This is a genomic window from Bradyrhizobium sp. LTSPM299, assembly GCF_000938235.1.
Taxonomy (GTDB): domain Bacteria; phylum Pseudomonadota; class Alphaproteobacteria; order Rhizobiales; family Xanthobacteraceae; genus Bradyrhizobium.
The window spans coordinates 1-19,461 of sequence record NZ_JYMU01000039.1; the positions used below are offsets into that span (position 1 = coordinate 1).

Annotated in this window: 15 protein-coding genes; 6 read left to right on the forward strand and 9 right to left on the reverse strand. The window is 58.7% G+C overall.

The window, feature by feature from the left end:
• Positions 1 to 96 precede the first annotated feature (96 nt).
• The 3 genes from UP10_RS44450 to UP10_RS20080 all read left to right on the forward strand — a co-directional run bounded on the left by UP10_RS44450 (position 97) and on the right by UP10_RS20080 (position 1,181).
• Positions 97 to 276, forward strand: coding sequence for a hypothetical protein (locus UP10_RS44450; protein ID WP_156180165.1), 180 nt, complete (start codon positions 97 to 99; stop codon positions 274 to 276).
• 53 nt (positions 277 to 329) lie between these two features.
• Positions 330 to 557 carry a hypothetical protein gene (locus tag UP10_RS20075; protein WP_044588932.1) on the forward strand — a complete coding sequence of 76 codons (228 nt, stop codon included), beginning with the start codon at positions 330 to 332 and terminating at the stop codon, positions 555 to 557.
• Positions 558 to 704: 147 nt separating this feature from the next.
• Positions 705 to 1,181 (forward strand): Crp/Fnr family transcriptional regulator, encoded by a 477-nt coding sequence (locus tag UP10_RS20080; protein WP_044589026.1) that lies wholly within the window; start codon positions 705 to 707, stop codon positions 1,179 to 1,181.
• A gap of 1,511 nt (positions 1,182 to 2,692) precedes the next feature.
• Here the strand turns inward: UP10_RS20080 and UP10_RS20085 are convergent.
• The gene (locus UP10_RS20085) at positions 2,693 to 9,193 is read right to left on the reverse strand and encodes an AAA family ATPase (protein ID WP_082077187.1); all 6,501 of its coding nucleotides are present in this window, start codon (positions 9,191 to 9,193) and stop codon (positions 2,693 to 2,695) included.
• Positions 9,194 to 9,382: 189 nt separating this feature from the next.
• The gene (locus UP10_RS20090; protein WP_044589027.1) at positions 9,383 to 9,748 is read right to left on the reverse strand and encodes a response regulator transcription factor; all 366 of its coding nucleotides are present in this window, start codon (positions 9,746 to 9,748) and stop codon (positions 9,383 to 9,385) included.
• A gap of 333 nt (positions 9,749 to 10,081) precedes the next feature.
• Between UP10_RS20090 and UP10_RS42150 the strand changes: the two genes are divergently transcribed.
• Entirely contained in the window at positions 10,082 to 10,831 is a 750-nt protein-coding gene (locus tag UP10_RS42150; protein ID WP_082077188.1) for a sensor histidine kinase, read from the forward strand.
• Positions 10,832 to 10,963: 132 nt separating this feature from the next.
• A complete protein-coding gene (locus UP10_RS20100) occupies positions 10,964 to 11,605 on the forward strand; it encodes a response regulator transcription factor (protein ID WP_044589028.1) in 642 nt (213 codons plus the stop codon).
• A 12-nt stretch (positions 11,606 to 11,617) separates the two neighbouring features.
• On the opposite strand, the gene UP10_RS20105 is transcribed toward UP10_RS20100, so the two are convergent.
• The 7 genes from UP10_RS20105 to UP10_RS20135 all read right to left on the reverse strand — a co-directional run bounded on the left by UP10_RS20105 (position 11,618) and on the right by UP10_RS20135 (position 18,326).
• Positions 11,618 to 11,911: a DUF1330 domain-containing protein gene (locus UP10_RS20105; RefSeq protein WP_044589029.1), complete on the reverse strand. Its 294-nt coding sequence runs from the start codon at positions 11,909 to 11,911 to the stop codon at positions 11,618 to 11,620.
• 109 nt (positions 11,912 to 12,020) lie between these two features.
• Positions 12,021 to 13,817, reverse strand: coding sequence for a succinate dehydrogenase flavoprotein subunit (gene sdhA / locus UP10_RS20110; RefSeq protein WP_044589030.1), 1,797 nt, complete (start codon positions 13,815 to 13,817; stop codon positions 12,021 to 12,023).
• A 3-nt stretch (positions 13,818 to 13,820) separates the two neighbouring features.
• The gene (locus tag UP10_RS20115; RefSeq protein WP_044589031.1) at positions 13,821 to 14,921 is read right to left on the reverse strand and encodes a mandelate racemase/muconate lactonizing enzyme family protein; all 1,101 of its coding nucleotides are present in this window, start codon (positions 14,919 to 14,921) and stop codon (positions 13,821 to 13,823) included.
• 11 nt (positions 14,922 to 14,932) lie between these two features.
• The gene (locus tag UP10_RS20120; RefSeq protein ID WP_044589032.1) at positions 14,933 to 15,361 is read right to left on the reverse strand and encodes a cupin domain-containing protein; all 429 of its coding nucleotides are present in this window, start codon (positions 15,359 to 15,361) and stop codon (positions 14,933 to 14,935) included.
• 11 nt (positions 15,362 to 15,372) lie between these two features.
• The gene (locus UP10_RS20125) at positions 15,373 to 15,819 is read right to left on the reverse strand and encodes an organic hydroperoxide resistance protein (protein WP_044589153.1); all 447 of its coding nucleotides are present in this window, start codon (positions 15,817 to 15,819) and stop codon (positions 15,373 to 15,375) included.
• Between the two features lie 77 nt (positions 15,820 to 15,896).
• Positions 15,897 to 17,246 carry an epoxide hydrolase family protein gene (locus tag UP10_RS20130; RefSeq protein WP_283807666.1) on the reverse strand — a complete coding sequence of 450 codons (1,350 nt, stop codon included), beginning with the start codon at positions 17,244 to 17,246 and terminating at the stop codon, positions 15,897 to 15,899.
• 30 nt (positions 17,247 to 17,276) lie between these two features.
• Positions 17,277 to 18,326 (reverse strand): alpha/beta fold hydrolase, encoded by a 1,050-nt coding sequence (locus UP10_RS20135; RefSeq protein WP_044589033.1) that lies wholly within the window; start codon positions 18,324 to 18,326, stop codon positions 17,277 to 17,279.
• 324 nt (positions 18,327 to 18,650) lie between these two features.
• Between UP10_RS20135 and UP10_RS20140 the strand changes: the two genes are divergently transcribed.
• Positions 18,651 to 19,349 (forward strand): type 1 glutamine amidotransferase domain-containing protein, encoded by a 699-nt coding sequence (locus UP10_RS20140; protein ID WP_044589155.1) that lies wholly within the window; start codon positions 18,651 to 18,653, stop codon positions 19,347 to 19,349.
• Positions 19,350 to 19,461 lie beyond the last annotated feature (112 nt).

The following is a 19,461-nucleotide window of genomic DNA, read 5'->3' on the forward strand; positions in this document are numbered from 1 at the left end:
CTGTGACTCGCATCACAGTCTAAACAAACCGGCCGCGATATTCCTGCGACACCAGATGGGAGGGAATAATCCCTTCCTCGACAGCGGGAGACCCAAATGACTGAGCGCAGCAATCGAGAGCGTAAAGAGCTGGACGACCGTGAGTTGGACGCCGTGTTCGGTGGCTTCATCAATGATGGAGGTTGCATCGGCCCTTGGATTGTTGATGGAAAGATCACCACCCATCAGCCTGCCGGGCCGAACCCATGGCTGCCTGGTGGCATTTTTCACCGCTGAGAACCACACGTTTCAACATCTTCGCATACATAACCTGGATAGGAGCGATCACAATGCTGAACTTGGAACATGCCAAATCGGAAATCATCGAACTGAATGATTCGGAACTTGAAATGGTCGTCGGCGGCAACTGGCTCGGTGACGCATTCCGTGCCATCGGCGGCGCCATCAAAGACGCCGTCCTGTGGGTCGGCGGCCTGATCTTTGGCGGCTTGCAGGGCCCAGGCAATCAGCGCGGCCCGTTTGGTCCGGGGTCGGGACCGGGGCAGCCGCCTTTCTGAGTTGCTCGCGAATTGGAGGTCGCCTCAGTTGGCGGCCTCTTTCATTTTTGACCTGAATGTTTTCTGTCCGCGTCTGAGGGGGCTAGGCGCGGCCGTGCCGGAGGGAGCTTGTTGCTTGCCATTGAAGCGGTGGCGTATAGTGTCCTGATGGCTGTCAGCTCTCCCGATCTGAAAGCGTTCTTGCACGCGACACCGTTCTTCGGTGGCCTTTCAGATGCCAGTCTTGACGTGTTGCTCTCCATGTTAGTCGAGCGCAGAATCCAAGCAGGTCAGATCATTATAGCTGAAGGTGATCCCGGACGTTCGATGTTCGTCGTCCATTCAGGAGAGCTTAAGGTAAGCAGGCAAGGACATTCAGGCGAGCTCGTTCACACCGCTGATCTCGGCCCAGGGGATTTCTTTGGCGAAATGACCTTGGTCGAAATGCAAAATCGATCCGCCACGGTAGTAGCAGCGACAGCAACCGTGCTTTACGAACTTACAGCTCAAAATCTGTATACGTATTATAAGCTAGACATACACGCCTATGTCATAGTGCTTCAAAATGTTAACCGCGAGCTCTGTCGCCGCCTGCGTCGCGCAGATGCGCGTGTGGCGGAGTTGGTGCATAAGCTATGTCAATGAGCACGGCGATCGTTCGCGGCCCCTAGCCCATATCGGCAACCGAAAGGCGCTAACGATATCCCGGCTTCGTCAAGGTCCGTTCCTCAGAAGCCTTGGGCGGCTCTTGTCGGGAAGAACCGCCGGCAATTTCTTGGACCGAACTCGACACGGGCTTCCAACCATTTGGGACGCCCCCTTATCTGGTACGGCCGTCTATGGCCGCGGCATTTTTTGCTCTCGACCTGTGCATGCCGATGTCGGCTCATAACCCATCCGAGACATGCGATACAGAGCGAACGCTCGCTTTGCGCCAAAAGCATCTCTCCCCGCCAGGTCACCGGTCAGAAGCGAAGCAGACATCCGGATATGACGGCGACGCGATCGCCGGCGAGCCGAATCTCAGCCTGGCCGCTGGTCGGGTTGCTGCGCCGGCGCGTTAGTCTGTCCCATACTTTTGCCCGCTCACCGAAGGCGTTCTTCCCAACTTAGAGGGGATGCTCGCCACCTCTAGTGAGATTTTCTTTGATCTCCCGGTGCACCACGTCGTAGACACGTAGTGCACTAACTATGTGAAAAACTTGATCTCCGTCCAATCCATCATGAGAAGTTTGGGCTAGGCCCAGCCAGCGAAAGCTAGCGAGATTTACGATTTGCACATCTCAGCGACCGCTTTGCGCCAAAGCCTGCCGTTGCTCGAAACTGGAGCTTTGGACACCCCGCTCTTCTGCACGATTAACTGCGCCGCAATACTCCACTACAGAGCCGCGGTGGATTACAGACCTCGACCATGGTAAGCAAAACTCACTACTTCGGTCAGCGCCTCAACGCGAGAGGATCGAGAACAATTCCACCGGACTACGCTAGAATGCGCGATCGTAGCCGGCCGCGCTACTCCCACTCGATTGTTAAAATCACGCATAGCATATTGAAATTCCTCCGAAATTTTTCCTGCGGCCGAACATATTCCAACGATGGGTCCGCCAAAAAGTTACGCTTTTGATTTTAAAGGGAAAATCATCGCAAAAATATTCTTGTGGTTTCGCTAGCTATCGGCATCATTCGGTCGATTGTAGCACTTCGAAGCGGCCGGCGCCGTGTTCGATCTCCGTCTGCAAAGTACCGTCACCAAACGATTCCAATTAGAACAACGCGACGCAATGTCTGGTTTGACTCTGCACTTCGCCGGATAGCGGACATGTGTCAAGCCGCGCTCACGAACTTCGAAATTACGAGTATCCATCGCGATAGCGCCGTCGAGCCGAAAGGTCGTGCGGATTGCCTTCTCGGTCAACCGAATGTCCGCTGTGCGCCAGAAGCAGCCGGTCGAGAAGATTGCGGCATCGCGTTAGGCCGAACTGACAGAGTCAATACGGCGCTATATTAGAAAGTACGCGATAGGTTCAGGATCTGCCGAGCGGCTCAGGCAACTGAGCAAACGGCTCACCGGGATGACCGTCCTTGGCGAGCAACCAACGACGCGGGAAACACACTCTGGACTGGCCCGTCGTCTCTCGGATCATTTCGTGAATCCACTATTGGCTCACTGAAAGGCTTGCAGGCAGCTCGATGATAAGTCTGGCCCCGCCGAGGGCCGATTTGTTGTCAGCTCTAATGACCCCATTGTGTGCTTCAATGATCGACTGAGCGATCGGCAGGCCCAATCCCATGCCGGTCTCTTTGGTCGTAAAAAAGCTGTCGAACAGACGCGGCAGATGCTCAGTGTCGATGCCGGGACCGCTATCTTCGACGATGCAGCACACCGTATCCGCATCGATTTGCGCCGTTCGAATGGCTATGCTCTTGCTCGCTGCCTCCGACATCGTCAACGCTTGCAGAGCGTTCATGACAAGATTTACGATGACCTGTTGCAGCTGGGTACGGTCGCCGAACACCGCGGGAAGATCAGGCGCCAAGTCGAGGGATACCGAGACGCCCCTCTCCTGGAACTCAGAATGCAAGAAGGTCGTCGACTCCGTAATGATTTCGGCAAGCATAATCGATGACTTCTGTGTGCTACCTCGGCTTGCCATGGTGCGGGTGCGGTCGATAATATCGGCCGCTCTTCGGGCATCGTTGACCACGCGTTTTATGAGGTCTTCGACCTTCGCCAGGTTGGGCTCGGCTCGCACCAACCAGCGCAACCCCGTCTCACCGTTCGTAACGATCGAAGCGAGCGGCTGATTGACTTCGTGCGCAATGGATGCCGTCAACGCCCCAAGGCTGACGACCCTGCTCACATGCGCGAGTTCGGAACGAACCCTGTCGCGCGCATCTTCCGCAAGCCGACGTCGCGTAATGTCCTGAATGGCACCGAGACACTCCAGTCGGCCATCTTCGTGCCTCACCACGCGCGCGCACACCCATAGATATTTAGTCCGACCATCCGGCATTCTCAGCCGCATCTCATAATCTGGATTGTCAAATCCCGCACGCACCTGCTCCAGGTAGGCACCCGTGATTCGGAGATCTTCCGGGTGGGTACGGCCGCGAAGCAGATCAAACGTCACCACGGTCTGCGGCTCGAACTCCCAAATGCGCTTGAGTTGATCTGAAAACGTGATCTCATCCGTAGCCACATCCCATGCGAAGGTGCCGGTCAGGCCTATCCTCTGACCTTCGGTGAGGTAGAACTCACTTCGCCTGAGCAAGGCTTCAGCCTGCGAACGCTCGATCGCGATGCTCGCGAGATGCGCAACATGTGCAATGAGTTCCTGGTGATACGGCGACGGACTACCTGGTTTCTGCTGATAGACACAAACAGTGCCAACGACTGTTCCCTCTCCTGAGCTAATCGGTGTGCTCCAGACCGCCCGCAGCCCATGCTTCAGCACGTGAGCACGGCAAGGGGCTTCCGCCCAACGAGGGTCAGATCCGATGTCCTCTGCAATCACCTGCTTCTTTTCGCTGATCGACTGGCCACGCGGAGAGTCATCGGAATCGACCGACAGCCCTTCGATTGGATCGGTATAGCTGGCGGGGAGCGAGGGTGCGACGCCAAACTGAAATGTCGCGCCGTCGATAGGATAAATGCCACAGAAGCAATCGATCGCCGCCTCATCGAAGAACCGGCACAACGCTTCCAAAACGTCGCGAAGCGGTCGAGCCGACGCGATCATTTCGAGAACATGCTTTTCGCGGGCAAGATGGAGCTCGGCGCGCTTCCGGTCTTCGATATCGGTGTTGACGCCGTACCATCTCGCGATATTGCCGCTGTCGTCATGCAACGGGTTCGCGCGCACCAGGAGCCAGCGATATTCGCCGTCAGATCTTCGAAACCGCGCTTCGGCCTCGCCACCTTTTCCGGAAGCCATCACTTCTGCCCAAACCTTTTTGAGGCCGCCGAGGTCGTCCGAATGAACCGCCGCCGTCCAACCCCAATCCAGCAGTTGCTCGGGGGGCAGTCCCACATAGTCGCAATAACGCTGGTTTATGAATTCGACTGAACCGTCAACACGCGTTGACCACGCCAACGCTGGTATGGTGTCAATGAGAAGCTGGAGATTGCGCTCGCTTGCCGAGAGTGCCTTCTCCGCCTGCGCGAGATCACCATAGAGATAGGAATTTTCGAGAGAGATTGCAGCTTGTGATGCCAGTAGCTTCAGTACCGAGGTTCGACTCGGCGTGAACACGCAGGGAGTGAGATTGTTCTCTAGATAAATTACTCCGTTTATCTTGGATCCGTTGACGAGCGGCAGGCATAGGATAGACCTTGCCCTGCGCCTAACTATGTAGGTATCCGCGGAATAAGTCGGATGAATTGAGGCATCGTCAAGGATCACGATTTCCCGGGATCGCGTGACGTATTGCACCACCGTATCGGGAAGTGCTGACTCTGGATCGTATGGTCGACGAACGACGATGCCGTTGCCGCTGGTGATCGCTTCTGACTCCTGACGTAGCTTATTCCCGCGCGACAGGAGCAACACGCCTCGCTCGGCACCCGCGTGCTCAATAGCCAGGCGCATGAGCGTATCGATCAGCCTCTCCAGCACCATCTCGCCCGACAGGGCTTGCGACACCTTGACTACTGTTGCGAAGTCGAGCTGCTCGATCTCCGCTGCGATCGTCGCGGCAGCTGCCTTCGCCGGTTCGGTTTCGCGCAGATGGGGATGGAGCGCGTCTAGCTGGTGTACCTTGCTCTCCGCGCCCCAACGTCGATAGCAAGACCGGGCCTCTCGCAGATAAGCATTTGCGATCGTCTGGAAGCCGCGGGAGGCGTGGAAACGCGCCGCGAGCTCATTAGCGAGGGCTTCATTATTTAGAAAGCCGTTCGTGCCGGCGGAATGGATGGCCCGCTCATATAGCCGCTCAGCCTCCAGCTCACGTCCTTCGATGCGCGCGACTTCGGCGCCGACAAGAGCGGCCTGGTTCTCGAAGTTCTCCGGGCATTGAGTCGCCCAGACCACAATCTGTTGGTGATGAATCGCCAGAGCGTCCACGTGGCGCCGACGCTCCTCAGTATCTCCCGGCTCGACGGAGGCCGCGTGGCAAAGCGCAGTATAGAAGTGATATTCGGCCCCTTCAACGAACGCCACGGCCATCGAAAGCAGCGGCTCGGCCGCCCTTGAGGCATCAAGTGCAACGGAATACTCCCCGGCATAATAGCAAACCTGGAGCTTCCTGATGCAGTAGAAGAGTCTGGCGACCAATTTCCGTTGGTCGATCGCCACATGCTGCCCGAACACGGCCTCGTCAAACCGTTCGGATTCAGAAAGATCAAATTTTGAAGTCGAGCCGCGCAGAGCGCGGATGAATTCGAGTCGTGGGATCATGAGGTCAATCACGAACTCGAAGCGGGTCGCCGTGGCCAATTCGAGCCCGATCTCGGTCTCATGCTGAACTTCGGCGAGCGACTGTCCGGACGCCAGAAGCAACCTGCTCAAGGTGTCCGCAATGTATGCTGCATAGGTGACGTCGCCGATCCTTTTCGCAGCTTCGAGACCCTGCCTCAACAGATTGCAACCAATTCCGATATGCTCCATCCATAGGGAAAAATTCTCTGCAAAAATCCGATAGGTTCTACCCTCAAAGCGCCTTAGGTTCTTTTTATCAATGAGTTCGAGTCCTAGCCGGCCGAATCTTGCTCCGTCGTTGTGATTGCCGAAGAGCGTGCGGGCGATCAAGCCAAACCACACGTAAGCAAGGCATGAGCCGTCGCTGTTTCCATACTGGAGGCTGAGATTTGTCATCCGGCAAACGATTAGACCGAGAAGATTCCTCCCGTCTGTCAACATCGCCGTCGTCGCTATGGCCTTGGTCAGAACATCAAGCGTAGCCAAAGCGGCGGAATCACTCATTAGAGGCAGTTCGACGAGATCCTCGATAGCGCGATCTCCGAGCCGCAAGCAGACCTTATCGTATTCGCGCTGCACTTCCTCGATCGTTGGGCGAGACGACCATTTAATGCCCTGTTTCTCGAGGTAGTCGAGATAAACTGCAATCGCGCGATCAGTTGGATAAAGCATGACATATACGTCCACCCGCAAGCATGCGACCGCCGATTGCTCGACGGTCGTTGCGGCCCGGGATGACAGCATCGTCAACCGATGATCTGCGGCTTTGAGTTGCCCGCTAAGGAACTCGCATTCGGCCCGATGCAATTCCAGCTGAAAGACAAGCTGGTGTCGGCTCTCCCAGCACTGCTCGCTCAAGAGCGCCGCGCCGGCAACAAGATATTTGAGCGCCGACATGTAAGCTGCAGACGTTTTGGCGCGTATGCCCGCGATCAGATTGAGCTCAGCGATCCTTTCGCGTTCCTCGAGCGAGGCGATCAGTCCAGCGCTCCGTTCAAATTGAGACACGATATCGAAGATCGCCTCTTCACGCTTATCCTGAGGGACATGCGCCAGGAGCAACCTTCCTATCCTTAGATGAACCTCAGCGCGCCTCCCTTCCGGAATCAATGAATATGCGGCTTCCTGAACCCGGTCGTGCGCGAACTTGTAGACCCCCTCCAAACGGACGACCAGCTCGGCTCGGCGGGCCTCCCATAGATCCGCGTGGACCTTTTCCTCCGGGCTCCCGCGAACCATCGAAAGCAATGCTGTTCCGGCGTTGTTGCCAAGGCATGCAAGCTGCTGCAGGGCCTCCTGGGTCTCCACCGGAAGCCGATTCAACTTTCCGACCATGAGGTCCACGACATTGTCAGCGTACCCCTTGGCGTCGATGCGGCTCAAATCCCAGCACCATCGCGCATTGGCGTGGTCGAACGTGATGAGCGCCTCATCGACCAACGTGGTCATGAACTGAATCACAAAGAATGGATTGCCGGCGGTCTTCTCGAAGATCAGCCCTGCGAGTTGTTCCGCTCGATCCGAATCGCAGTGGAATGAGTCAGTCACCAGCCGCGCCAGGTCCTCCGCACCCAATGGAGCGAGAATGATATGCCGGGTCTTTGCTCCGCTTTCGCGGATCGCTTCGAGCTTGCGCATCAACGGATGGGCAGAGCCTACTTCGTTGTCGCGATAGGCACCAATAAGCAGCAGGTGACGCACGTCGGACTGCGTCAGCAAATCCTCGATCAAATCGAGCGTAGCGGCATCGAGCCACTGTAAATCGTCCAGGAACAACGCGAGCGGATGTTCCGGTCGAGCGAAGGCGCTGATGAAGCGACGGAATACCAGCTGGAAACGGACCTTCGCTTCCCGCGGCGGCAACTCTGGCACGGGCGGCTGTTCTCCGATTATGAACCTCAATTCCGGGATGAGATCCGTGATGAGCAGGCCATTCAGTCCCAGCACCTGGGCAAGGTTGTCGCGCCACTTGCTTAACTCGGCTTCGGTCTGGCCAAGAAGTTGGCGGATGACGCCTCGGAAAGCTTGCGCCAGCGTAGCGTAAGGTATGTCGCGCTTGTATTGGTCGAACTTGCCCGATGCAAAAAGACCTCGTGGCAGAACAAGAACCTTGTGAAGTTCGTTGACCACTGCCGACTTGCCAATTCCGGAATAGCCGGAGACCAACACCAATTCCGGTGCGCCGCTCAACAAAACGCCATCGAAGGCCGCCCGGAGGGCATCGATGTCAGGCTCGCGCCCATATAGTTTCTCCGGGATCAGGAGTTGGCCTCGGATATCGTGTTCCCCGAGGGAAAATGGATTGATCCGGTGCAACGTCTTCCAGTCCGCCAGACAGCGCCGGAGATCTTGTTCCAATCCAACTGCAGTTTGGTAGCGATCCTCTGCCGCCTTCGCGAGCAGCTTGGCGATAATTGCGGATATCGTAAGCGGCACGTCCGGCACCCGGCTGGTGGGCAAGGCCGGCTGTCGTGCAATGTGGCAATGGATCCATTCCATCGCATCGACCGCATCGAAGGGTAAGCTTCCCGTCAGCATTTGGTAGAAGGTTACGCCCAACGCGTACAAATCGCTGCGCGAGTCTATCGATCGGTTCATCCGACCGGTTTGCTCCGGAGCCATGTAGGCAAGGGTACCGGCGATGAACTGGGGAGGCCCGGGCGGCTGCCGTTCGCGCGGGACGCGCGACGCTATTCCAAAGCCAGTGAGCCGGATCTCCCCGTCGTGGCTGTTCACCAGAACATTGGCAGGCTTTATGTCCTTGTGAACCAGACCTCGCTGATGCATCTTGCCGATAGCCGCAGTGATACCGATCGCAAGGTGCAAGAACCTCTCGATTACCATAGGCGTGCCGAGCAGCTGGCTGAGCAACTCGCCTCCGGGGTCCTCGAGGATCAGAGTAGTTTGGCCGTTCTCCCGCACCAGTTCCAGCGGCTGCAGCGCCCAGCTACGGTCGAGGTATTCCGTCAGCTCATATTCGCGAGCAAGTCTGTTCAAGCCATTGGGTGTTGGGCGCTCAGAGGCCGCAAGCACGGTGACCGACGTACTTGGGTGGCCATCGGTAGCCGGAAGCTGGATCCTACGTAAAAGACCATCGCCTTCCTGCGACAGCGCCTGGACTGTGTCGTTAATCGGGGGAACGCGAGAGGCTTCATCGTCGCTACTGGAGAAGGCGCGCGCACGACGATTTTCGCCAAGTCGCGAACCAGCAAAAGCAATCGGTTCAGTCGTCCTGCTCAACCTGTCGCCCGCTTGTGTTGAGAATCTGTCTCTACTTTTTCAGTCCGCGCTCACGGCGAGTTCGAAATATCCCCATCAAGGATGACACCGCAAAATGATCGGCTCATGAAAAGGTATCATGTGGCGCGCTCGCCGCAATCCTCAAAAAGCAGGAGACCCGCGCCCGCTGTTTCGTCCTATTGACGTTTACTATCGCACAGCTCCTTCGATGCACTGGATTAAGTTATTTATCGCAAAAGGCTTTCTGAGCAGACACGCGGCCCCCGCAGCGGCCGCCTTGACTTCGAGATTCGCGTCTGAACGTGCTGTGATCAACACGACTGGTATCGTCGAGCCCTGTGCGGCGAGGCGTTTCATCAGATCCAGCCCGTTCATGCCGGGCATATGAATATCCGTGACAACACAATCGAACGACTTGCCTCCGATCGTGCGAATATAGTCCTCCGCGGAGGCATATCCGTCAGCTCCATACCCGAGAGAGGACAGCGATTCCACGAGCGCTACTCGGAATGACTCGTCATCGTCGATGACTGCAATTTCGAGATCTGTCGGCACTCGGCATCCTTGCCCCGAATTGAATTGAAGAAGTGGGGAAAGGCAACCTTGGCACGCGCTGGCGATGCCCAGGAATTATACAAGAGTGTTATAGTCGGTCTTCAGGGAAGGCGGCCAGCTCAGAAATTGGCCAGCGTTTTCAAGCCGACGGAGGCGTTGAATGGATCATACGGAAGGGTCCCCTCCTGCCCTGCCTAGCGGCTCGGCCAGAGGATCTTGGCCGCAAACATCATACGATAAGCTGATCGACGACACCGAAACGTAGGATGGCAAAAAGCCCCTCGACCGGCTCTTCATGCAACCTGCTCTCGAAAGCCAACAGGCGGGGTCAACATGAGAACGATCGAAAGCTTCATCGTCGCACCGACCATGCAGGATCAGAGGCTTGATAATGCTCTTGCAGCACGGGAATTTCAGACAACGATTGTAGGTATGCTCGGACATGACCTCCGACAATCCTTGCACGTCATTCAGGGGACCTACTCCCTGCTGCGCTCGCGCCTGGAAGAAATGCCGCAGCAAGCATGGCTGGATCGAGGCGAGCGGGCCGTCACGAAGCTGACCGAACAGCTTAATTGTCTGGTGGATGCCTTTTACCTGGCCGAGCGGGCCAATGCGTTAGAGGTCTGCTCCGTTGGGCTTGGGCCTTTGTTCTGGCGCCTCCGGCACGAAAACGAAGATGCCGCCATTCAGGGAGGTGTCGATTTTCGAGCGATTACAACGAATGCCCATGTCGTGAGCAATCCGGTCCTGCTCGATTGCATCCTCCAGAATCTATTGACCAATGCCATAAGATACACAGAACCCGGAGGGCGCATTCTGATCGGCTGCCGCCGCAAGGGGCGCGAAATCAGGATCGACGTATACGACACGGGCATCGGCATTCCGGAACACCAATTGCCTCGAATCTTCGAATCGTTCACGCGCCTTGCGCCCGGACGCAGTAACGGTTTGGGCATCGGGCTCTCTCTCGTCCGTCGTGCGCTCGAGGTGCTCGGCCATCGGATCGAAGTCCGATCGGTGGTGGGAGAAGGGTCGTTTTTCTCGATCTACGCGCCCGCTGCAACGGCAAGCGCAAGCTAAGGCACCGTCACAATTGGACTTTTTGAGCGGGAGCGCGGAGAGCAGCTCTCCGACCTATACATAGGTGTGATCCCTGCTCCGTTGCCATTCATGCTAACAGTTCCGCAAAAGCAGGGATGTACGTCTGAAGGCATGCAGAACGCCACCAACGAGAAGCCCCTTGTGCACGTCGTCGATGACGATGCCTCCATGCGCGGCGCGTTGGAAGGACTGTTCGACTCGGTCGGGCTTCAGACTCAAACCTATGCCACGGCGAAGGACTTCCTTTCCGCAAACCTCTCGGACCGGCCTGGCTGCATCGTCCTCGACGTCAGATTGCCTGATATGAACGGCCTCGAGTTTCAAACCCGGCTGGTCCAGATCGGCGTCGGAATCCCGGTGGTAATGATGACCGGCTACGGAGACATTCCGATGTCTGTTCACGCCATGAAGCATGGCGCCGTTGACTTCCTGCCCAAGCCGTTTCGTGACCAGGATATGCTCGATGCCGTCATGGCTGCCATCGAGCGCGATCAACAGCGCCGGATCGTCGAGAACGATGATTCGCAGTTGAAAGAGCGCTTCGAGACCCTTTCGCCGCGCGAACAGGAAGTGATGTTGCTCGTCACGGCCGGCAAGATGAACAAGCAAGTCGCCGGTGACCTCGGGATCAGCGAAATCACGGTCAAAATTCATCGCGGCGCGGCCATGCACAAGATGGGCGCGCGAACCTATGCCGAGCTTGTTCGGATGGCCGATGCTCTCAAACCAAACCGTCGGAAACTCGGCCGATAGGCTGTATCCGCCTCAGTCCACGCCTCCGACAATACGAACGTCCCGTTCGCACGCGTTGCCGAGCGCTTTCAATGCCGCTTGATAGGCGGGACTATTGTGGGCGGCGACGGCCTGTTCGATACTGTCGAACTCTGTCACCGTGGTGCGCTGGGCAATCCCTTGTTCGTAGGCCTTCGCGGCTTCGCCGCGCGCAAGAAAGCGGCCGCCATTGGCAGTGATGGCTGGCCCGGCAAGCTTTCCGTAAGCTGCGAGCGCTGCCGGATCGGAGATGGAGCGATAGAAGGTGATCCAATATCCCTTTGCCATTTTCAGTTCTCCTGCAGCCTTCGTAATCAGATTCAATACGCACTCAACCCTTGGTCCGATCGCCATGATCCAGCCTTGACCGCCTCCCGTTTTGGTGGTCGGTGAAACGTTAATACACCCTCTCCTTCGGAGGGATCGTGGCCACCTCGTTTGACAGCGGCTGCAGGTGCACCGGACGATAGTCGAGCCGGACGCGCCCCTCCCGATCGAGCCAGGACAGCGTGTGCTTGAGCCAGTTCTCATCGTCCCGTTTGGGGAAATCTTCGCGCGCATGCGCGCCGCGGCTCTCGGTTCGGCCGATCGCCGACCGCAAACTGACATTGGCTTGCGCCAGCATGTTGTCGAGCTCGAGCGCTTCAGCTAGGTCGGTGTTGAACATCATGGAGCGGTCGGCCACCGCCAGATCATCCCGCATCGCCGCGATGACGTCGCCAAGTTTGCCCGCGCCCTCGTCGAGCAACGAACCGGTGCGGAACACCGCGCAATGCCGCTGCATGGTCCGTTGCATCGCGAGCCGGATCTCGCCGGCGCCGGTCTTGCCCTTTGACCACCGGATGCGGTCAAGCCGGTCGATCGCCCGCTCGGTTGCAGCTGGTGGCGCCGGTGGATGGCCCTCGCCCGGCCGCAACATCTGGGTCGCCCGGTGTGCCGCAGCGCGGCCAAACACGACGATGTCGAGTAGCGAGTTGGAGCCGAGCCGGTTGGCGCCGTGCACGGAAACGCAGGCCGCTTCACCGATTGCCATCAGACCGGACACGATCGTTTCGGGATTGCCGTCGCGCTTGGTGACCACCTCGCCGTGCAGGTTGGTGGGCACGCCGCCCATGTTGTAGTGAACCGTCGGCAAAACCGGGATCGGTTCGCGCGTCACGTCAACGCCCGCGAAAATCCTGGCGGTCTCGCTGATCCCGGGCAGGCGCTCATGCAGGATATCGGCACCGAGATGCTCGAGGTGTAACTCGATGTAGTCCTTGTGCGGGCCGCAGCCGCGCCCCTCGTTGATCTCGATGGTCATGGCGCGACAAACCACGTCGCGTCCGGCAAGATCCTTGGCGCTCGGCGCATAGCGTTCCATGAAGCGCTCGCCTTCCGAATTGGTGAAATAGCCGCCCTCGCCGCGCGCGCCTTCCGTGATCAGACAGCCCGAACCGTAGATGCCGCTTGGATGAAACTGCGTGAACTCCATGTCCTCGAGCGGGAGCCCTGCACGGAGCGCCATGGCGTTGCCATCGCCGGTGCAGGTGTGCGCAGCGGTGCAGGAGAAATAGACGCGGCCATAGCCGCCGGTTGCGAGCACGGTGCGGTGCGCCCGGAAGCAATGCAACGTCCCGTCCTCCATGTTCCAGGCGAGTAGACCGCGGCAGGAACCATCGTCGTGCATCAACAGATCGAGCGCGAAATATTCGACAAAGAACTCCGTGTTGTGCTTCAGGCACTGCTGGTAGAGCGTGTGCAGGATGGCATGGCCAGTGCGATCGGCTGCCGCACAGGTTCGCTGAGCCATCTGCTTGCCGAAGCCGATGGTCTGTCCGCCGAACGGACGCTGATAGATTGTGCCATCCTTGGTGCGCGAGAACGGAACGCCGAAATGTTCCAGCTCCAGCACCGCGGGTACCGCTTCGCGGCACATATATTCGATCGCGTCCTGGTCACCGAGCCAGTCGGAGCCCTTGACCGTGTCGTACATGTGAAAGCGCCAATTGTCGCCGTCGCCCATGTTGCCGAGCGAGGCCGCCATGCCGCCCTGAGCGGCGACGGTATGGCTGCGCGTCGGAAATACTTTGGTGACGCAAGCGGTTCTCAGTCCGGATGCAGCCATACCGAGCGCGGCCCTCATCCCGGCACCGCCAGCGCCGACAATCACAACGTCGTAACTATGCTCGATGATCTCGTAGGCTTCGGCCATGCCCTATTTCCAGCGATAGACCCTGATGACATCGGGATCCGGATCAATTCCAAGGCCCGGCCCCCGCGGCACCGAAACCCGGCCGCCCTTCGGCCTGAGTACGCTCCCATAGATCGTTGCTTCAAGATCAAACCAGCGCCACTCTATCATGCACTCCGCCGTTCCGAGCGCAGCAGTCGCGTGGATCGCCGCCAGCAGGCCCGGGCCGTCGTAAAACGAGTGCGGCATCACAGGGATATTGTGGACGGCCGCGAGCGGAAAGATTTTGCGTAACTCGCTGATGCCGCCCATTTTGGCCGGGCTCGGCTGAACAAAGTCCACGGCCCTTGCCGCCAGAAGGCGCTCGAAATCCATCAGCGTATAGACGTTCTCGCCGGCGGCGATCGGGATGCCGCCCGTCCTTCTCAACTCGGCGAGACCGTCAAAATTCTCAGGCGGCCAAAGCGGCTCCTCCAGCCATTTCAAGTCAATCGCCTTGAGCTCTTCCGCTATTTGACGCGCCTCGGACAACGTCCAGGGACAATTGACATCGAGCGTCAGCTCGATATCAGGCCCGGCTTCTTCGCGGGCGGCGCGAATGGCCGGAAGCTCTATCTCATGAAGTTTAAGCGTGCGAAATCCTGCTTCGATTGCCTGCCGAACGGCAGCGCGAACAAGCGAAGGCTCGGAATAGCGGACCAGGCTCGCATAGCAGTTCAGCTCGACCGCTCCACCCCCCAGAAGCTGGCATAGCGGCATGCCGGCGGCCTTGCCCGCGATATCCCAGAGCGCGATGTCGACTGCCGAAATGCCGAACGCCAGGGCCCCGCCCCGGCCAAAGACGTGCAGCTTCTTCTGGACGTCCAGCATCAGCGGCTCGATCCGCGTCGCGTCCTGGCCGATGCAGAGCGGCGCCACGAGCCGATCGATCGCGAGCCTGGCGGAAGCGACCGCGCGAAAGCCAAAGGCCTCGCCCCACCCCACCAATCCCTGATCGGTCATCACCTTGACGAGCAGCGAGTCCGCTGCCGCCAGGTTGCCGTCGCCCCAGGCGGAAGCATCGGATTTGGTTCCGGCCCTGAACGGGATGCACAGTGGGACGGTCTCAATGCCGGTGATGATCATTCCTGAAAACCCTACCCGTGCCGATGGCGCGGATCGTCGTGCGAGTCGTGATATTCGAGGCCAAGCGGGCCAATCGCCGTTACCTGCGTGACGTATTCGCCGGACTTCGCCCAATGGAAATGCCAGGTTTCGCCCGGCAAAACGATGATGCTTCCGGGCGGATAGGCCTTCACCCTTTCGCCATCGAATGTCTCGCCGAGTCCGATGTAGAAGACGCCCGACATGACCGTATAGATGCGATCTTCCGGATGCTTGTGCGGCATCAGTTTCGTGCCGTCCGGCACCTTGACCCTGACCACATAAGGACCGGGTTCTGCGGGATGGCCCACCAAAACCGCCAGACGAGCTCCAGGCGGAAACGCCGGGAATGGCTTCCAGTCAATTTCTTCGGGCAGGATCGACCTGAAGGTCGCCTGGTCTGGCTGATGGATGCGAGACATTGCGGTTTTGCTCAAATCAGGTTGAACACGGCGTCGACATTGCCCTGCGTGGCTTTCGAATAAGGGCAAAGCCTTTCGGCTTCTTCAACGAGCGACTGGGCAACGCCCCGGTCCAGACCAGGCAGGCTGATATCGAACCGAGCGCTCAGGGAGTACTCACCATCCGTAAGATGCAGGTCGACCTCGGCGTCAATGGAGAGTTCGGGCAACGTGACCTTTCGCTTGCGGGCCGCGATGCCCATCGCGCTCTCGAAGCAGGCCGACCATCCGGCCGCAAAAAGCTGCTCCGGATTGGTACCGGCGCGCGGTGAGCCGGGCAAGGAAAGCTTGACGTCGAGGCGGCCGTCAGCGCTGCGCGCAACGCCGTTTTCGCGTCCGCCAACCGTGTGAATTTTGGCCGTATAGATGACCTTGCCAGCCGGATTGGCCGTGCGCTCTTTCTCCAATTGGACGCTCATGATTCTCCACTCCGTTTCAAAGATGACGCACGTCAAGCGTGCCTTGCTTTTCAACGATGCCTGCATGGCAGGCTTATTCAGATGGATTGGCGCAGCGACTTGAACGATGCCCGCATCTCGCTGCAGAAACGTTCTGGCTGCTCCCAGGCCGCAAAGTGGCCGCCTTTGTCGAGCTTGTTGTAGTGGATGAGTTTGGGATAGGCCCGCTCGGCCCAACTTCTCGGGGCCGCATAGATTTCGTCGGGGAAGGCGCTGACGGCAACCGGGATCTTGACACCCCTGACGTCGAAGAAACCACCTCCTGTCGAAATCTGCGTGGTGTCCCAGTAGAGGCGCGCCGAGGAGATCGCGGTGTTCGTCAACCAGTAGAGCGTGACGTTGTCGAGCACGTCGTCCCGAGTAAGCCCCTCGGTCTTTCCATCGAAGACGCGTGAGATCATGCCGTAACTGCGAATGTCGTGATCCAGCATCCACGCCGCGAGGCCGACCGGTGAATCCGCGATTCCGTAAAGCGTCTGCGGCCGGTTCGACATTTCCTGGGCGTAGCCCAGGCCGTGCCTGTAAAAATCATCGAGTTGATCCCACGCATGTTTTTCATCGCCCGAGAGGCCAGCGGGCGGCGCCCCGCCCACCGAAAGAGCTTTTGAAACATCGGCTGGAACGGTGGCCGCCATATTGGTGTGAATGCCCAGCAATCCCGGCGGCTGCTGCAGCGCCATCACTTCGGACACGGCATTGCCCCAATCCCCACCCTGCGCCACGTACCGCGTATAGCCGAGGCGTTGCATCAACGTCGCCCACGCACGCGCAATGCTGACAGGGGTCCACCCCGGCGCCGTCGGCTTGCCCGAAAATCCGTATCCAGGCAGCGACGGGATCACCAGATGGAAAGCGTCCGATGCGCTCGCACCATGCGCCGTGGGGTTGGTCAGCGGATCGACGATCTTCAGCTGCTCGATGATCGAGCCGGGCCAGCCGTGGGTCACGATCATCGGCAGCGCATTTTCATGTTTCGAGCGAACGTGAATGAAATGAATATCGAGCCCGTCGATCTCGGTGATGAAGTGCGGCACAGCGTTGAGCCGCGCTTCGACTTTCCGCCAGTCGTGGTCCGCCCCCCAGTACCGCGCGAGCTGCTGGATCGTCGCCAGCTGCACGCCCTGAGACGGATCGTTGATCGTCTCCTTGTCGGGCCAGCGCGTCGCCATCACGCGTTTGCGCAGGTCGACAAGCTCGTCGTTGGGAATGTTGACGCGGAAGGGACGTATGGCATCGTCCTTGGCTGCCGAAGCCGGCTGTGTCGGAAGCAGGCCCGCCGCTCCTGCGGTTACGATGCCCATCGCCGCGGTGCCGAGGAACTGCCGACGATCCTGGCGGCTTTCAAAGGCGGCTGTCATTTGGTCCGGCTGATAGATGAGATCTTTCATGGCACTGCTCCTGATGTAGAGATGCTTGGGTCAGGTTTTGCTGACGTCGACGACGGCTTGGGAGAAGGCTTCCGGAGCCTCCTGAGGCAGATTGTGGCCGATCCCGCCCTTCGCGAGCCGGTGCTGGTACTTGCCGGAGAACTTCTTGGCGTAGGCCGCCGGGTCGGGGTGCGGCGCCCCGTTCTCATCGCCCTCAAGCGTGATGGTCGGCACGCTGACCCGCGGTGCAGCGGCCAGCTTCGATTCCAACTCATCCAGGCCTGGATCGCCCAGGGCGAGCCCGAGCCGCCATCGATAATTGTGAATCACGATATCGACATGATCCGGATTATCGAAGGCCGCCGCGCTGCGAGCGAACGTCGCGTCGTCGAATGCCCATTTTGGCGACGCAAGTTTCCAGATCAACTCTGCGAACTCTCGCCGGTATTTGGAGTACCCCTCGCGACCACGTTCTGTCGCAAAATAGTATTGGTACCACCACTGAAGCTCGGCCTTCGGAGGCAGAGGCATCTTCCCCGCCTCCTGGCTTCCGATCAGATAGCCGCTCACCGAGACGATACCCTTGACACGATCCGGCCAGAGTGCGGCGACAATGTCGGCAGTGCGGGCTCCCCAATCGAAGCCGGCGATGGTCGCCTGTTTGATGTTGAGCGCGTCCATCAAGGCAATTGTGTCGACCGCCAAGGCGGACGGCTGGCCGGTCCTGGGAGTTTCGCTTGACAGGAAACTCGTCGAGCCATAGCCGCGTGCAAAGGGGACAATGACGCGAAACCCTGCTAACGCCAGGCGCGGGGTGACCTCTCCGAAGCTGTGAATGTCATAAGGCCAGCCATGCAATAGAATGGCCACTGGTCCGTCGATCGGACCTGCTTCGACGTAGCCGACGTTGAGCGCACCGGCATCGATCTGCTTCAAGGATGAGAGCGAACCCGGCGCCTCGGATTGGGCCAGTTCGATGGATCCGTCGAGGACCAGCCCCGCGTTAGCGCCGGGCGAGAGCTGTGTTGTCGCCAGTGCTCCGGCAGCAACCCCAAGAAATCGTCTTCGGCCAAGGACTTGCAGGCTGTTTTTACCAATCATGTGCGTCACCTGTCATTTGGCCCACACATATCGAAGCAATTGGCGTCATGATACGAGCGGCGTTGAACGCATAATGTCTGTCCGCCGCTTTCTGAGCCATCCAACGATGGGAAGACATCGCTCATATCAATGTATGAGTGATTGGCGCTCAATGTATGAGTGAATGCCGTGCGGTCGTTGAGCTAACAACAGCGTCACTCGCTTTCGCAACTTTTCCGAAGCTCTGTTCGGCAACGAGCTGCGAAGAGACGGAATTCCGCCGAAGCATCTCTTCGTGGTGCCAGGCGGCGCTTCATTCAATGACTGCAAACAATGGAGAGCGTCATGAAGGTGCTGATGGTGATCACATCACACGACCAACTGGGCAACACCGGACGAAAGACAGGCTTCTGGCTCGAAGAGCTCGCAGCTCCCTACTACGTTTTCAAGGACGCCGGCGTTGAGATCACACTCGCGTCGCCGAAGGGCGGTCGCCCGCCGCTTGATCCCAAGAGCAACGAGCCCGATTCCCGCACTGACCTTACGCTCCGGTTCGAGAAGGACGCAGCGGCGGAAGCTCAACTCGACAAGACCGTTCGCCTTGACAGCGTCAGGCAGGAAGACTTCGACACTGTGTTCTACCCCGGCGGCCACGGCCCGATGTGGGATCTCGCCGAAGACAAAGACTCCATCAAGCTGATCGAGTCTTTCATCTCGGCCGGCAAGCCGATCGCGATCGTGTGTCATTCCACGGGCGCGCTTCGTCACGTCAAGTCGCCAGACGGCAAGCCTCTGGTGCAGGGCAAGGAGGTGACGGGCTTCACCAATGGCGAGGAGGAAGAGATCGGCCTCACCAAAGTGGTGCCCTTCCTTGTCGAAGACGAGATGCTGAAACTGGGCGCCACCTTCTCGAAGAAGGCCAACTGGGGGGTGCACGTGGTCAGCGATGGTCTGCTGACTACGGGACAGAACCCACATTCCTCAGGCCCGGCCGCGAAGACCCTGATGGCGGCGCTGAAGCAAAAGGCCGCTCGGGCGTCTTAGATCGAGTCCACCAAGTGACTGCTGATTTCCGATAGATGCGGTCGCGATTTGCCGTTGGAGAGGCACTTTCAATGGGCGCCTCGCCGACGCCATCGACCCGCAGTTTGCACAA

Excerpts from the sequence above, each read along its gene's own strand:
- UP10_RS20130 (WP_283807666.1), bottom strand. The coding sequence starts at position 17,246 with ATGAAAGATCTCATCTATCAGCCGGACCAAATGACAGCCGCCTTTGAA.
- UP10_RS20125 (WP_044589153.1), bottom strand. The coding sequence starts at position 15,819 with ATGAGCGTCCAATTGGAGAAAGAGCGCACGGCCAATCCGGCTGGCAAG.
- UP10_RS20105 (WP_044589029.1), bottom strand. The coding sequence starts at position 11,911 with ATGGCAAAGGGATATTGGATCACCTTCTATCGCTCCATCTCCGATCCG.
- UP10_RS20075 (WP_044588932.1), top strand. The coding sequence starts at position 330 with ATGCTGAACTTGGAACATGCCAAATCGGAAATCATCGAACTGAATGAT.
- UP10_RS20120 (WP_044589032.1), bottom strand. The coding sequence starts at position 15,361 with ATGTCTCGCATCCATCAGCCAGACCAGGCGACCTTCAGGTCGATCCTG.
- UP10_RS42150 (WP_082077188.1), top strand. The coding sequence starts at position 10,082 with ATGAGAACGATCGAAAGCTTCATCGTCGCACCGACCATGCAGGATCAG.
- UP10_RS20100 (WP_044589028.1), top strand. The coding sequence starts at position 10,964 with ATGCAGAACGCCACCAACGAGAAGCCCCTTGTGCACGTCGTCGATGAC.
- UP10_RS44450 (WP_156180165.1), top strand. The coding sequence starts at position 97 with ATGACTGAGCGCAGCAATCGAGAGCGTAAAGAGCTGGACGACCGTGAG.
- UP10_RS20140 (WP_044589155.1), top strand. The coding sequence starts at position 18,651 with ATGAAGGTGCTGATGGTGATCACATCACACGACCAACTGGGCAACACC.
- sdhA (WP_044589030.1), bottom strand. The coding sequence starts at position 13,817 with ATGGCCGAAGCCTACGAGATCATCGAGCATAGTTACGACGTTGTGATT.
- UP10_RS20115 (WP_044589031.1), bottom strand. The coding sequence starts at position 14,921 with ATGATCATCACCGGCATTGAGACCGTCCCACTGTGCATCCCGTTCAGG.
- UP10_RS20080 (WP_044589026.1), top strand. The coding sequence starts at position 705 with ATGGCTGTCAGCTCTCCCGATCTGAAAGCGTTCTTGCACGCGACACCG.
- UP10_RS20135 (WP_044589033.1), bottom strand. The coding sequence starts at position 18,326 with ATGATTGGTAAAAACAGCCTGCAAGTCCTTGGCCGAAGACGATTTCTT.